The 14127-nt window shown below is 50.2% G+C and carries 15 protein-coding genes; 1 reads left to right on the forward strand and 14 read right to left on the reverse strand.

The annotated features are described in order from the left end of the window. Window positions 1-40: 40 nt before the first annotated feature. The 12 genes from NQ546_RS13480 to NQ546_RS13535 all read right to left on the reverse strand — a co-directional run bounded on the left by NQ546_RS13480 (window position 41) and on the right by NQ546_RS13535 (window position 10457). Window positions 41-976, reverse strand: coding sequence for a DUF5119 domain-containing protein (locus NQ546_RS13480; RefSeq protein WP_039953254.1), 936 nt, complete (start codon window positions 974-976; stop codon window positions 41-43). Further along, entirely contained in the window at window positions 973-2487 is a 1515-nt protein-coding gene (locus tag NQ546_RS13485) for a DUF3575 domain-containing protein (protein ID WP_004290568.1), read from the reverse strand. The genes NQ546_RS13480 and NQ546_RS13485 overlap by 4 nt, the downstream gene beginning before the upstream one ends. After that, the gene (locus tag NQ546_RS13490) at window positions 2478-2675 is read right to left on the reverse strand and encodes a hypothetical protein (RefSeq protein ID WP_004290567.1); all 198 of its coding nucleotides are present in this window, start codon (window positions 2673-2675) and stop codon (window positions 2478-2480) included. The genes NQ546_RS13485 and NQ546_RS13490 overlap by 10 nt, the downstream gene beginning before the upstream one ends. A gap of 24 nt (window positions 2676-2699) precedes the next feature. Further along, complete coding sequence (locus NQ546_RS13495; RefSeq protein WP_238615334.1) at window positions 2700-2981, reverse strand: hypothetical protein; 282 nt, start codon at window positions 2979-2981, stop codon at window positions 2700-2702. A 484-nt stretch (window positions 2982-3465) separates the two neighbouring features. Then, complete coding sequence (locus NQ546_RS13500; protein WP_004290564.1) at window positions 3466-4563, reverse strand: tyrosine-type recombinase/integrase; 1098 nt, start codon at window positions 4561-4563, stop codon at window positions 3466-3468. 502 nt (window positions 4564-5065) lie between these two features. Further along, the gene (locus tag NQ546_RS13505) at window positions 5066-6031 is read right to left on the reverse strand and encodes an NAD(P)H-dependent flavin oxidoreductase (protein ID WP_004290563.1); all 966 of its coding nucleotides are present in this window, start codon (window positions 6029-6031) and stop codon (window positions 5066-5068) included. 83 nt (window positions 6032-6114) lie between these two features. Continuing rightward, the gene (locus tag NQ546_RS13510) at window positions 6115-6786 is read right to left on the reverse strand and encodes a DUF4858 domain-containing protein (RefSeq protein WP_004290562.1); all 672 of its coding nucleotides are present in this window, start codon (window positions 6784-6786) and stop codon (window positions 6115-6117) included. Window positions 6787-6846: 60 nt separating this feature from the next. Then, entirely contained in the window at window positions 6847-7392 is a 546-nt protein-coding gene (locus NQ546_RS13515) for a DUF4943 family protein (RefSeq protein WP_004290561.1), read from the reverse strand. Between the two features lie 21 nt (window positions 7393-7413). Continuing rightward, window positions 7414-8502 carry a porin family protein gene (locus NQ546_RS13520; RefSeq protein ID WP_004290560.1) on the reverse strand — a complete coding sequence of 363 codons (1089 nt, stop codon included), beginning with the start codon at window positions 8500-8502 and terminating at the stop codon, window positions 7414-7416. Next, window positions 8489-9040: an RNA polymerase sigma factor gene (locus NQ546_RS13525; RefSeq protein WP_004292895.1), complete on the reverse strand. Its 552-nt coding sequence runs from the start codon at window positions 9038-9040 to the stop codon at window positions 8489-8491. Before NQ546_RS13525 ends, NQ546_RS13520 begins: the two co-directional genes overlap by 14 nt. A gap of 183 nt (window positions 9041-9223) precedes the next feature. Continuing rightward, window positions 9224-10072, reverse strand: coding sequence for a carboxylating nicotinate-nucleotide diphosphorylase (gene nadC, locus NQ546_RS13530; RefSeq protein WP_004290558.1), 849 nt, complete (start codon window positions 10070-10072; stop codon window positions 9224-9226). After that, window positions 10065-10457: a DUF4783 domain-containing protein gene (locus NQ546_RS13535; protein WP_004290557.1), complete on the reverse strand. Its 393-nt coding sequence runs from the start codon at window positions 10455-10457 to the stop codon at window positions 10065-10067. Before NQ546_RS13535 ends, nadC begins: the two co-directional genes overlap by 8 nt. Before the next feature lie 290 nt (window positions 10458-10747). On the opposite strand from NQ546_RS13535, the gene rlmH reads away from it, so the two are divergent. Next, on the forward strand, window positions 10748-11221 hold the full coding sequence (rlmH, locus tag NQ546_RS13540) for a 23S rRNA (pseudouridine(1915)-N(3))-methyltransferase RlmH (protein WP_004292893.1): 474 nt from the start codon (window positions 10748-10750) through the stop codon (window positions 11219-11221). Window positions 11222-11239: 18 nt separating this feature from the next. On the opposite strand, the gene NQ546_RS13545 is transcribed toward rlmH, so the two are convergent. Both NQ546_RS13545 and NQ546_RS13550 read right to left on the reverse strand, forming a co-directional pair. Beyond that, complete coding sequence (locus tag NQ546_RS13545; RefSeq protein WP_004290555.1) at window positions 11240-11587, reverse strand: MarR family winged helix-turn-helix transcriptional regulator; 348 nt, start codon at window positions 11585-11587, stop codon at window positions 11240-11242. Window positions 11588-11595: 8 nt separating this feature from the next. Next, window positions 11596-14067, reverse strand: a complete 2472-nt coding sequence (locus NQ546_RS13550; protein WP_004290554.1) for an FAD-dependent oxidoreductase — start codon at window positions 14065-14067, stop codon at window positions 11596-11598. Window positions 14068-14127 lie beyond the last annotated feature (60 nt).

Below are 14127 nucleotides of genomic sequence, written 5' to 3' on the forward strand. Positions count from 1 at the left end.
ATCCTGATTGACAAAAGAATATGAAAGGATTACCATCTAATTATTTTATGATTATTATCTCTCTGTTTCCTTCCTTCCAACCCTGCACAACAGCCGTAAGGTTCATATCGAGCAGGTTCACGCTTACATCTATCTCTATCGTCTTGTCGATAGGGATTTCACCCCCGTAGGAATCGATGATTTCGGAGACAGGCTTGTTCATGTTCACCGTCGTGCTGTACACCTCACCGGAGGAGTTATGCACAGCAAGATTCAGGCGGGAGTCGTAGGCCGTTTCATTTCCGTTCCCCTCCTCCTTTTGGGGATTGAGAAGGCCGAGCAGGCGGATATCGGCGGAAGCGGTGTAGGAAGGAGAACCCGTATTCCGGGTCTGCACCAGCGTGGCGGTATATTGCGCCACTGTTTCGGGAGCCGTCCTGATGCTCTGCTCCGGAGGATCGCCCGAAAGCAGGAAGAGCGAGGGATAGACGCCGTTCAGCGTGCCGTTCAGCACCGTTGCGCCCTCCACACCCGTCACCCGGAAGCGGAGGACAACCTGTTTCACAAGGCGGAGGGGAACGGGCGTGTAGCGGACATCACCGCGTGAGGTGACCTCCACCTCCTCCACGCTCCAACTGTACACGTTGCCCGGCTGCGCCTCGGAGGAGAGGCGGACTTCCGCAAGAAGCCTGTTGTCCAGCCCCGTAAAGGTGACGCCTTGAGCATCGGTGTTGTAGGCAAGGCAACTGTAACGGCCCTCAGGAAGGACAACCGAGAAGGAATCGACGGATGCCTCCGCAACGGCGCCTTCCACCGGAGCCGGCTTGTTGTCCGCACCATAGAAGCGGTAACCGGCGGAAGAGGGACGGTTCAGCCCGGCCCAGACGGGGGCTATCTCCACCCGGCCGCTGGCAGCGCGATGGTCCAGCTCCCTTTCGGTGCAGCCCGCAAAGGCGGCCGCAGAAACAAGCAGCAGGACAAGACATGGCATTCTCATTTTCCACCTCCTTTCGCACTGCGCCCGAAACGGTAGCCGATGCTGATGTCCACACCCGTCAGGCCGAAACGGTTCTTGCGGAAGTTACGGTTGAAATAATGATAGGGAAGCTCCACGTCGTATGTGTTGACATCCGAACTGCGGAAGCCGCCGCGAAGCCCCAGATCAATGCCCCAGCGGCCACTCAGGCGGAAGTGGCAGCCGGCGGAAACGCCGCCTTCAAGATAGGTGCCCGTACAGTTGCCCGTACCGGAGGAAAGGCGGCTGTCGGAGGTGCTGCGGTTGTCGAAATCGCCGGACTGGCCGTAGACGCCCACGTAGAAAAGGTGGTAGACGCCGCCCGAACGCAGCCAGAAACGCGGCTCAAGGCGGTAAGCGGATATGCCCCAATAGGACCCGTTGCCGTAGGACCAGTCGGCATACGCGGCGGAAGCAACGGCAGACCAGCGCCCGGCAAAGAAGAACTCGGCGGAAAGGTTGGGAGTGAAAGAGGTATGGGAGAAACCGGGGGTCATGCCCGAAAGGGCGTAAAGGTTGGTCTTGATGGAGAACAGGGGAACGGCAAGGTTGCGCCGCTGCTCCGCCCGACGGAGTTGTTCGGCACGTTCTTCCGCCAGACGCAGCTGCTCGGCACGCAGGCGTTCCTGTTCGGCTTCGGCGGCGCGCTGCTCCGCCAGGCGGAGTTGTTCGGCATGTTCTTCCGCCAGACGCAGCTGCTCGGCGCGTTGCCGACTTTCGGCTGCCAGGCGGCGGAGTTCGGCAAGGCGTTCCTGCTCGGCGGCGGCCACTGCACGCTCATGCGCAAGGATCTCCTGCAACTCGGAAGCGCTAAGTTTGCGCCGGTAGCGCTCCTCGATGATGCGGTGGAGGTCGTATTCCACCAGTATCTCAACCCGGCGGAGCAAGGGGAAGAGCTCGGAAAGCATGAAGTTATAGGGAACTCCGCCATGCAAGGCCATCAGCTTCCTTTCGCGGCCGTCGAAGATACCGGTATTGTCGATGATTTCCAGCACTTCCCGGCGGCTGGGAAGCGATGCGCAGGAATCGGCAAGGGAACGGAGCCTCTCCCAGTCCTCGCCAACGTAGGATGTCCTCACAGGGTAGCGCCTCGAAAGGCCGAATACCGAATCAAGGTAGTTCCTGAAACCGTTGGCGCGACGGCGGGCAAGACGTTCGTTGTGGGCGTAGCTGCCCTCTATGGAGCAGTAGCCCGTCAGGGTGATCTCACGCACATAAATCAGACTGTCGGAAAGTGAGGTACGGATGAAGCGGGCAAGGCGGGCAAGTTCGGAGGAGTTGTTGCCGTAGGTACTCTCCACACGCCAGCCGCCCTGAGGATAGGACAGGTAGCAGTTCAGGCGTGTGGAGCCCTCGTTGATCACGCGGAGGTAGGTAGAATCACGATACAGCGTATCGGGGCCCGGCAGAGTGCCGGGCAAGGCCGCCACGCCATGAAGATAGCCCGGAAAGGCAAGGATCGCAGGCAGTAGCAGCAGAGCTTTTATTCCCATATGGTTTGATTGTTTAAAAGATTCACATTCAAAGCCCCGACGGACGGGGCAGACGAACACGCAGTGACAGCACCGGAGCCACGCTCACCGTCCCTGCCGCAGGAGTAAACCAGAGCGGCGAACAGCATTGCATACAACTCGCATGCAAGGAAAATGGCAAACAACTGAAGGGTTCTCTTATACTTCATAAATGCGGGGGTTGGGGTTATCTGTCAAAGGGACGACAGGCTGACACCGTCAAGCAGCGTGCGGAGCATATGGTTAATGACACCGAGCCTCGAAGCGCCCGAAACGTAGCCGAAACGCCGGTGGATATGCTCCTCCGAAGCGTCCGGGGAAACCGGAAAGACACCCTCGCCGATAGCAAGCAGCAGGTCGTAGAGAGAGAGCGAGGAGAAGCTCCTGCACAATTCATAGGAACCCGGAGAAGAGGGATTGCCGCCCGGAAGAAGGCGGATCAGGCCGCAATCTTCCAAATCACGCAACATCCGCACCGGAACAGAAGGGGAGGCATCCGGGCTGGAATGCGGGACACAGTAGGCAACCGCCCGGAGGGCGGCGATGGCAGCTTGCGTTTTGTCTGTCAACATTGTAGGTTATTATATTAAGGAAAATTCCATTACTTCATAAGTAACGGAAGTAAACACGCGGGAAGAAAGACGGGAAGAGGAAAGCACAAGGCGGTACAGTAACTTATGTGTATATAATATGCCATTATATGCACGATATTCTCTCATCTTTCACTCAGGGAAAGGTGAAGGAAAGCTATGTCCCAAAAGCTCCATAATGAAGGAAAAAAAAGCTGAGTTCCGGCTTATCACACAAAATACATAGCAAAAGTGGAGAAAAAAGGAGATTTTATTTGGTTTTTCAAGTATTACGTATATATTTGCAGCGAAATATCAATCCGTTACTTATGAAGTAACGTCCGCATAGAGTGCTGAATTACAGAAAGATAGCATTTACATAACCGGAGAACTACTTCCCGAAGATATAATCTATTATTACCTTATTCGCTCTTTTGATTTCATCATCCTCAAAACGTTTCAGGTAGCCCTCCGTAGTGGAAACGGACGCATGGCCCAATGCTTCCGAGATCACTGCAACAGGAATCCCGCGTGACTTGGCAATAGTGGCCCACGTGTGACGCGCTGTATAGGAAGAAACCTTATTGCCCAGCCTGCAGAGCCGCGAAAGCTGCCCCAGACGCAAATTGAGCAGGCGCAGGGCATGCTGGTAGTCCAGATATGCAGCCTTGCCCAAAAGCCGACCGTTGAGAATGTCAAGCAGGTAGGGAGAGGAAGGGTCCTTGCTCGCATAAAGCCGGAGAAGTTTCATGGCGGCCGGATCGACAGCAATAAGAAGGGGCGCGCCTGTCTTATGGCGGCGGACGGTCAGGTAGCCGTCCTGCAAATCAACCTTGCGAAGGTTGGCAAGGTCGACGAAGGGCATGCCATGAAAACGGAGCATAAGCTCCAGACAGGCGCGCGCCCAGTTGAGGTCGCGGGAGGAGCAGCGGGAAGCGGAAACGGGTTCCGTAGCTTCTGCTGCGTCGGTACTCTCAGTTGCAGCCGCAGCCTGATCCTGATCATCATCCGCAGCCGTTGATGTAACCGCAGCCCGATCCGCAGCCCGATCCGCAGCCTGATCCGCAGCCGTTGATGTAACCGCAGTTCTAACTTCATCCGCAGTTTCAGCCGCGCCTTTCACCAGCACCAAGCGGATCTCCTCTTTCTTCAAGGCCCGCCGGTGATTGACATGACGCCCCGTAAACACGTTCTTGAACTGACGGGGGATATAAGGGGCAAGCCCCAAATCCACAGCCCGGTTGTACACCGCACGAAGCATGCGCATGTACGTGGAAATCGTGTTCCAAAGCAATGCCTGACGCAACAAATGCTCCTGATAGTTGTGCAGCCACACAGGGCTGAGGTCTTCAATCCGCAACGAGGTGCCTCCGTAACCCATTGCAGACTTCAAGGCACAATGATACACATGCGCAGTGCTGTAACGGCCCTGCAACTCCATATCCGTAATGACGGATAACATAAAACCATAAAGTCCATTCTTGTCCATAGTTCTTTGATTATTACATTATAATTAAATTGCTGACATCCAGCCAACAACGAACATGATACAATCTTTAATTACATACGATTACAATTACGCTTTACATGGAACAAACACGCCCATGAACGCGCCATAAAGTTAACGCAACGCAACCGTTTTTAGTGCATTTTGGACGAACTAACTGCTACCCTATCTCAAGTATTTTCTTGGCACAAAACCGTAAACCTCCCCCTTACCCTCCTCTGTTTCCGACAAATAATAGTGAAGTTTTCCTGCTATACTGATTTAGGTACTGGGAATATTGGTTAGTAACAAATGGAAATATTGAAAAGTAACAAAAAAAGCGAAGTTTTTCACTTCGCTTTTATATTATGATTGCACCCGAAAACCTACGGGCTGCTTTTATTCTATCAAGTTCGTTTTCAGATTCGGCAATCAGGCTTATGCATCACTTCCGCTCCTCATCATAGGCAAAATTATTTTGCCGGGTCAAAGTCAGCCACCGGACTTAAATTTCTAAACGTTCATATATATTGGCGGCAAGTGTTTCGCACGCACGCTGATAATCCGTTATCAGTTCATGCATAACCTCCCCTACCGTCTGTATTCCTTTCTCATGAAGCAATGCAACCGCCTGCCCTATCTCAAGTTCACCCTCTTCAAGGTCTCCCTCAAAGATACCGCGTTTGGCACGTCCCCTCGACAAAAGAATACGCAATTCCTCTTCCGTAGCTCCAACAGCTTCAGCCGCCTCCACCGCACGCTGAAAATTGCCACGCGCCAAACGTACCGGAGATAATTTTTTTAATAATAAGCGGGTATCACCCTCCTTCAGATGCAAACAATACTCTTTAAACACCCTGCTGGCAGAGCTTTCCTCAGTCAAAGCAAATCGTGTACCCAACTGCACCCCTTCAGCCCCCAATGCACGCATCGCAAGAATCGCCTCACCGGAAGTAATGCCACCTGCCGCAATCAAAGGCAGTGTAGTGGCCGCACGTACGGAGGGAATCAAACAAAGCGTAGTTGTTTCTTCACGCCCGTTGTGTCCGCCGGCTTCAAAACCTTCGGCCACAATGGCATCCACACCGGCAGCCTCAGCTTTCATGGCAAAACGCGATGATGAAACAACATGCACCACTGTGATGCCATGCTCCTTTAACCATCCGGTCCACGACTTAGGATTACCGGCAGACGTAAACACAATGCGGACGCCTTCCTCTGCCACAATCTGCATAACTTCTTCTATCTGAGGATACATCAAAGGAATATTCACCCCAAATGAATGATGCGTAGCCGCACGACACTTTTGTATATGCTCCCGCAACGTGTCAGGATGCATGGAACCTGCACCCAATAAGCCTAAGCCTCCGGCATTACTCACTGCCGACGCCAACCGCCAGCCACTACACCACACCATACCACCTTGAATGATGGGGTATTTTATCCCAAACAGAGAAGTTATTCTATCCATTGTTTATCCTTTAAAGGTTTATCTTTATGAACAAGGGGAAGAGAGATAAAGTTCAATATTTAAGAAATTAAAGACAGGATATTTTATTTGATAATTGCATCATTACGACGGACACTAATGGAATCACCATAAGTTTTTAATACTTCCAACGTACACGCCCGACGCTTACGCCCTTTTATATTCCAGAAATCCTTAGTGAAAGGAGCCATAAAATCACCCGAAATACCGCCGCCTCCAACTCCTCTCCAGCCGCCCACCGCCATGTTGTTGGCACGCTCAGTCACCATGTAGCGCAGTCCGGTAGCTTCTATTTGTTCGACGCTTTCACGCGGTCCGGCATCCAACGGACGCTTAGCCCAGTTGGTGTAAATTTTCAGTTTGGTCAATTCGTAAAACGGACTACTCCTCCATGTGTTTTTATTCACTGTAATCTTTTTCTGATAAACCGGATCCCAGTTATATTTGGTATTTGCAGTATAGGGGCGCAAAGTAAGCACTACTTTTTTCTCCGGCATCTGAGGCATTACAGGTAAAGAAGAATCAAACTCCAACCACGATTTATTCATATCCTCTTTCGGAGAACCTAAAGGGGAATCAATGCCTATCTCCTTCAACACGTCCGGATTCAGCCTGACCTCTCCTTCACCACTGAGAAACCGGCGCAGATGCAAAGAATCTTGCGGTGTCCACTCTTGAGCGTAAAGGGGAAAGGCTACCACAAAAAGCAACCCTAAAAAGAGAATAAAATATTTCACCCGATTAATTCTTTATACTTTATACCTTATACTTCATACCTCACCCTCATACGGGAAAACTCACCACCACATATAGCCGCTTCCACAGAGTGGTTCGTCATAGCATGGATCAACCGTCCACATGGTACGCGGATATTTACGTCCTTCCCACCAGCGACGATAACGGGCAGCCGCATCAAGCACTTCCTCATCCGTCAAAAAATAAATGCCTTCATAGTTCTCGGCATCAACGTGTACCATTTTGCATCCCATTGACGCATTATGTCCCAAGCGGATAGTCTCTACCGTCCACAAAATACATTCACCCAAGCGCAATTTTCCACCTGCCGAATAGGACACAGGTGCCAACGGGAAAGAAGGTATCACCGTCAAGTCTTCGGCATACTTCAACAATTCTTCAATATCCTCTTTGGCGAACTTGGGAATGTTACTAAGCCCTTCAGGACTCTGGGCCGAATATTTTCCTGTCCGCAACTGTTTCACGAACAATTCCACATCCGGATGATTATAATCCAGTGACGCCTCACCACAAGACACAAGAACGAGACAAGCAGCCATTGCAAGCACCACACAGCCATATTTATATATTCTACAGAAAGTATTCATTTTATTGTACAGTCTTTAAGGTTAATAAGTCATACGTACTCCACACAAGAGGTTCAAATTCGTGGCACGTTCGGTTCTCAAGGTTTTAGTTTCAGACTCCGTATCAAAATGATGGGAAACCAAAGGCTCGGCGAATAAAGCGAAACGGTCGCTCAATTTATAGCGCACCCCTACTCCCGCCGCAACTGACAGTTGGACAGGTTCCGCCTTAAAGCCATTATCCGGAGCCCCGGCAATGCATTTCTCGGCAGCCCCTCCCACAACAGCATACAAATCAACCCTCGGAGTACTTACCAGTGTCATATTCAATTTTACGGGAATTCCTAAAGTGTGCAGCGTACGGTCGGCATGCAAACGATTATACTGAATACCCGTTTCTAAAGCAAGCCAGTTGTTCAGACTACGTTCCACCGTCACTCCTGCTGTCAACGGCATATTGTGATTCCTCTTAGGCAGAGACGTTCCAAGGGCAGCTTTCAACGCCCATTTACGCGACTGTTGCTTCCTTAAAGAAGAAGCATCCTGCTCTTCTCCCGCAGAAACAGTGGAAAAGGCGTCAGCAGCCGAATCAACCTGTCTGTCGGCTTCCTGATAAGGATTACCGTCCTGCAAAGCGGCATTATTGTTGAAATAATCGCCACCGGTCTGCACACGCTGCCTGATAGTAATAGAAAGCCGTACGGAGACAGAGCCATTCTCCTCCTCCGACTGGGCAGTCATGCCTACGGGAGTTCCGCTTGCCGGCTGTTGTGCGCCCGGTTTCAGTCCGGCGGGAGCGGCCTGATGTATAGAAGGGAAAGATTCCTGCGCCACATCACCGTTCAAACTGCCTTCCGGTGTCAAAGCCGCTACTTGTGTGAAAGCATCCTTTATTTCTTCTTTCGGAGAGAAAAACCAAAAAGCTGCCGAAACGCCTCCCAACACAAATATAACAGATGCGGCAGCCGCTATCCGATAATATTTCGGAGAAAGAAATGCCGCCTTCTTCCGGCTTGCAGCAGGAGACGCCACATCTTCCTGCAATTTCTCCCAGAAGCCCTCGCGCACCGTCATTTCCGCACCTGCCAGACGGCTACGGAACAACCCTGTTATTTCATCATTTTCTCTCATGTTCTGTATATTCTTTAATTCTTTTTGCTAACATACATTTGGCACGATGCAACTGCGAGGTAGATGAATGTTCTTTGATGTGGAGCAGTTCTGCAATCTCTTTATGAGACTTCTCCTCAAACACATACAAGTTGAACACTGTGCGGCATCCATCCGGAAGCTCCGCTACAAACGCCATCAACTGTTCTTCGGTAAGCCGGCTTCCGTTTTCAGTAACATTTGCTTCATCCGGCACATCGGGAAGCTGCTCCTCGTTTACCACCAGTTGCCCGAAACGGTGCTGCTTCCGAAGATAATCAATGGCTTGCGTCACCATCACTCTTGTCACCCATGTACTCAAAGCACATTCGCCACGAAACGTAAAGCGAGTGAAGATTTTGATAAAGCCGTCATGCAAAACATCGTGCGCCGCATCCATATCGCCCGTATAACGGTAACACACCGCCAACATCTGCCTAGAATAGAGAGTGTAAAGTTCCTTTCGGGCGGAATCCTTTCCTGCCCGGCAGCCCTCTATCAGTTCTATCTCATTTTCCAATGTCAGTGCTCGTTTTACGGACGCCTCTTTGCGTCGTTTGTTAGTTAGACGCAGCACTCGGCAGAATGCTGCAACAGAATCTCTAAAAAGAAGTTAAAAAGAATAAGGAAAGCCTCTCATAGACCTGCAACAACGGGCAGTATTCCCTATGAGAGGCTTTCCCCTGTATTATATTCGCCTTTATCAGCAGGCTTTGAAGCTCATATCCAATCCCTTTACAGAATGCGTCAAAGCACCTACCGAAATAAAGTCCACCCCACATTCGGCATAGTCGCGCAAGGTGTCGAAAGTGATGCCGCCGGAAGACTCCGTTTCATAACGGCCTGCTACCATTTCAACGGCTTTCCTTGTCAATTCGGGCGTGAAGTTATCGAACATGATACGGTCCACCCCGCCCAAGTCAAGCACCTGCTGCAATTCGTCGAGGTTGCGCACCTCAATCTCTATCTTGAGATCCTTGCCTTTCTCCTTGCAGTATTCTTTGGCGCGGGTAATGGCCTTATCAATGCCTCCGGCGAAATCCACATGGTTGTCTTTCAACAAAATCATGTCGAACAAGCCGATCCGGTGATTAACGCCGCCCCCAATCTTTACAGCCATTTTTTCCAGAATACGCATGCCGGGAGTTGTCTTGCGGGTATCAAGCACACGCGTGTTTGTACCTTTCAACTTCTCGGCATATTTATGTGTCATGGTGGCAATGCCGCTCATACGTTGCATAATGTTCAGCATCAGGCGTTCGGTCTGCAATAAAGACTGCACCTTGCCTTCTACCACCATAGCCACGTCACCGGGTTTCACTTCAGCACCGTCATTGATGAACACTTCCACTTTCATCGCAGGGTCGAAGCGGCGGAACACTTCTTTGGCCACCTCGATACCGGCAAGGATACCGGCTTCTTTAATCAATAACTTGGATTTGCCCATTGCCGTAGCAGGGATACATGAAAGGGTGGTATGATCACCGTCGCCTATATCCTCGGCAAAGGCCAGGTCAATCAACCTGTCAATCAATTCTTCTTCCTTATTCATTTGTTTTATCTATTCTTATTTGGTGTATTACATATTTATTTGCCACTTTTCTAAAGAAACAATTCACCCGAAAGTTTCCGTTCGCAGTTGTCAGCGTGCCGACAATGAACCCCGACTCGTCACGTTTGCCCTGATGATTCACTGTGAATCCACTAACCTGATTGCCGGAAAAGAACGCTGCCATCTTCCCCTCTGCTGTCCGGCGGTCTACATTGATGGAGCGATCCTCAAGAATCAGCTCTACCTTGTCACTCAAATACCCGTTCAGTTCCTGAGAATTTCCTTTTTTAAAGGCGGCGACCACTCCTCCCGGCACGTCTTGTGCCATAAGCGAGACCGCCCAGACAAAGAAACAGACCCATAATATTACTACTCGTTTATTCATTTTCACAAGTATTAATGATAGGCAAAGGTAAGCAAATCTTATAAATAACAAGAAAAAAGGCCGGTTTTATTTTATTAACCTTCCATAAACACAGCCATCATGGAAGGGATAATCCGTCCTGCGGAATGAATTTATCCGTCCCGCAAGACGGATTATTTCATCTCACGAGATGAATTTATTTGTCCCATGAGACGGATTATTCCGTCTCATGGGATGAAATAAATAATGCACAGAGAAAGGCGGCATTCTCACAGGAAAGAATTATTTTTGCACGAAAATCAGTAATTCACATGAAAACGACTTTGCTCGTCGTAGGACGAACCGTAGAACAGCACTTCATCACAGCCATCAATGATTATATACAGCGTACGCGTCGGTATCTTTCGTTTGAAATGGAGGTTATTCCCGAATTGAAGAATACCAAAAGCCTTTCCTTCGAAGTACAAAAGGAGAAAGAAGGCGAACTGATATTAAAAGCCCTTCAGCCGGGCGATGTGGTGGTGTTGCTGGACGAGGGTGGAAAAGAAATGCGCTCCATAGAGTTCGCAGACTATATGAAGCGCAAGATGAACACCGTAAACAAACGGCTTGTTTTTATTATCGGCGGACCGTATGGTTTCTCCCCCAAAGTCTATGAAGCGGCACACGAGAAACTATCCCTTTCACGCATGACCTTTTCCCACCAGATGATCAGGCTCATCTTTGTGGAACAGTTATACCGGGCCATGACAATACTGAACGGCGGGCCGTATCATCACGAATAAACGGCCCCTCCTTCCCTGTCATACAATCTCCCGCAATAGAGCCGGGATTTCGGGAGTACTGTTTTTTATAACCGTAATACGGTTCTTCCCTTCGGGCGTCAGGGCAAAGTGCATCTGGCGTTTATCCGCTTTTCCCACCAGACGGGTAATCAGCTTCTTCTCCTCTACCGAACGGATAATCTTCGAGGCATTGGAAGCCGACAGTCCAAGCGCTTCCGCTATCTCGCTGGAAGTGAGCTTTGGCGTATTCAGCAGGGTACATAGCAGCATCCCTTCATTCAATGACAAATCAAACTCTTGCATAAATTGTACCTCAAACTCGGATATCGCCCGGTAAATATCGCGGATCCTACATAAAGTTTCCATTATTCCTGTTATATAAATAAATTCACATTCGCTTTATCGGCACGCTCCATATAGGTTGCCACGCCGCCTATCGTAACTTCGTCCAGCAATTCCTCACGCTGAATCCCCATCATGTCCATAGACATCTGGCAGGCAATGAACTCAACGCCTTGCGCCAACGCCTGAGAACGTAACGACTCCAAAGAATCTATTCCTTTCCGTTTCATAAGGAAGCGCATCATCCGGCTGCCCATCCCCATCATATTCATTTTGGACAGTTTCAGTTTCAAAGAGCTGGACGGGAGCATCATGCCAAACATTTTTCCGAAAACATCTTTCTGCGTCCGAGGTTTCTGTATCTTCTTCAATACGTTCAGCCCCCAAAAGGTGAAAAATATCGAAACTTTCTGTCCGGTTGCCGCAGCTCCGTTAGCGAGTACAAAGGTAGCCAAAGCCTTGTCTAAATCATCACTAAAAAGGATTAAAGTTTTCCCCCTTCCACCTGCTGCCGGAAGAGACGACGGACAAGCGCAAGTTTCATCTCCCTTCTCAAGCAGTACCGTATAGCGTCCCTTCTCTTCTTTCTTCTCCACCAGCTTATTGCCCGTAGTGGCACACCAGGCAGAGGCATCGCGCGCAAAACCGGCATCGGTCGCCACTATTTCCACCCGTTCGCCCGGAGAAATGCTATCCATCGCTTTCTTCACCTGCATAATGGGTCCGGGGCACTGCAAGCCGCAAGCATTAATCTTCAGCGGTTCTTTAGCAGAAACGCCCTGTACCGGTTGTGGCGAAGCAGATGTGGCAGACGACGCTTCCTCAGGCAACACTTCCGCAGGCGGCACAGGAGCCGGCACAGGAGCAACTGCCGCAGAGTATGTTTTATACCCGCCTATCAGATTGGCCGTGTTACGGTAACCATGCCCCATCAAAATTCGTTGTGCCAAATATCCCCGCAATCCCACTGCACAGAAAAGTACGACAGGCTTATCTTCGGGTATCTCAGACAAACGGCCGCGCATCTCATCCAGCGGAATATTAACAGCTCCCGGAATAGTGCCGAACGAGAATTCTTCGGGTGTACGGGTGTCAATCAACATTATGCCGTCCTTCTTCCCTGCCAGTTCACGCCAAGAGATCACCGGCATTGCACCGCTGATTATATTGGAAGCCACGTATCCGGCTATGGCAATAGGATCTTTGGCAGATGAGAAAGGAGGTGCGTAGGCATGCTCCGTCTCCATCAGGTCATAAACGGTTCCTCCACGTTTGATAAGTCCCGCTATCTGGTCAATGCGCTTGTCCACTCCCTCATACCCCACACACTGGGCTCCATAGAGTTTCCCTGTTTTCGGGTGAAAGGTCAGTTTCAAAGTCAGCGGCAATGCATCGGGATAGTAACCGGCATGAGAAGCGGAATGAGTCACCGAACTCTGATACTCCATTCCCCATTGTTTCAGGCGCTTTGCAGCAAGCCCGGTAGAAGCGACCGTCATATCGAACACTTTGGCAATGGAGGTGCCGATAGCCCCTTCATAAGAGATTGTATTGCCCAATGCCATATTATCGGCCACAATACGTCCCTGACGGTTAGCCGGATTAGCCAGATAGTTGAGCCAGGGTTTCCCGGTCAGCGGATGAGGATACTCAATAGCGTCGCCTACGGCATAGATGTCTTTGACAGAAGTCTCCAGATGCTCATCCACCCGGATGCCGCCCGTCTCGCCCAGTTCCAAACCGGCCTGCTGCGCCAGCCCCGTTGCCGGACGCACGCCGATAGAAAGCAGTACCATATCGGCAGGAATCGTTTTCCCACTTTTCAGAAAGACGGTAATTCCCTGTTCATCGCGCCGGAAGTGCGTGACTCCTTCTTCCAAGTAAAGGGAGACTCCTTTTTGAATTAAATGCTGGTGAATATGTGCAGCCATAGAGAAGTCGATAGGCGCCATAACCTGATTGCCCATTTCGACAACAGAAACGGAAATGCCCGCATGATGCAGGTTTTCGGCCATTTCAAGCCCGATAAATCCTGCTCCCACCACAACGGCGCGTTTCACCTGATTGTCCGCAATGTAGGACTTGATCAGGTCGGTATCCTCCACATTGCGAAGCGTAAATATGCCTTCCGAATGGATGCCTTCCAACGGAGGCTTCACAGGAGTAGCTCCCGGAGACAACAGAAGTTTATCATAAGTTTCCTCGTATTCTTCTCCGCCAGCTTTGCGGATAGCCAGTGTTTTGCGTTCCGTATCAATGGCAACAACCTCATTCTCCACTCTCACATCAATGCGGAAACGTTGTCCAAATGATTCAGGAGTCTGCACCAGCAGTTTTCCACGTTCTTCAATAACTCCCCCTATATAATAAGGTAATCCGCAATTGGCATACGAAATGTATTTGCCTTTCTCCAACAAAACGATTTCAGCCTGCTCGTCTATTCTTCTCAGCCGGGCGGCAGCTGTGGCTCCGCCTGCAACACCGCCAATAATCACATATTTCATATTCTTTCTTTTTTAGTTTGACGCTACAAAGAAAGCAATATTTTCCGATAATAAATAGTT

The sequence above is a fragment of the Bacteroides eggerthii genome, assembly GCF_025146565.1.
Classification (GTDB): Bacteria; Bacteroidota; Bacteroidia; order Bacteroidales; family Bacteroidaceae; genus Bacteroides; species Bacteroides eggerthii.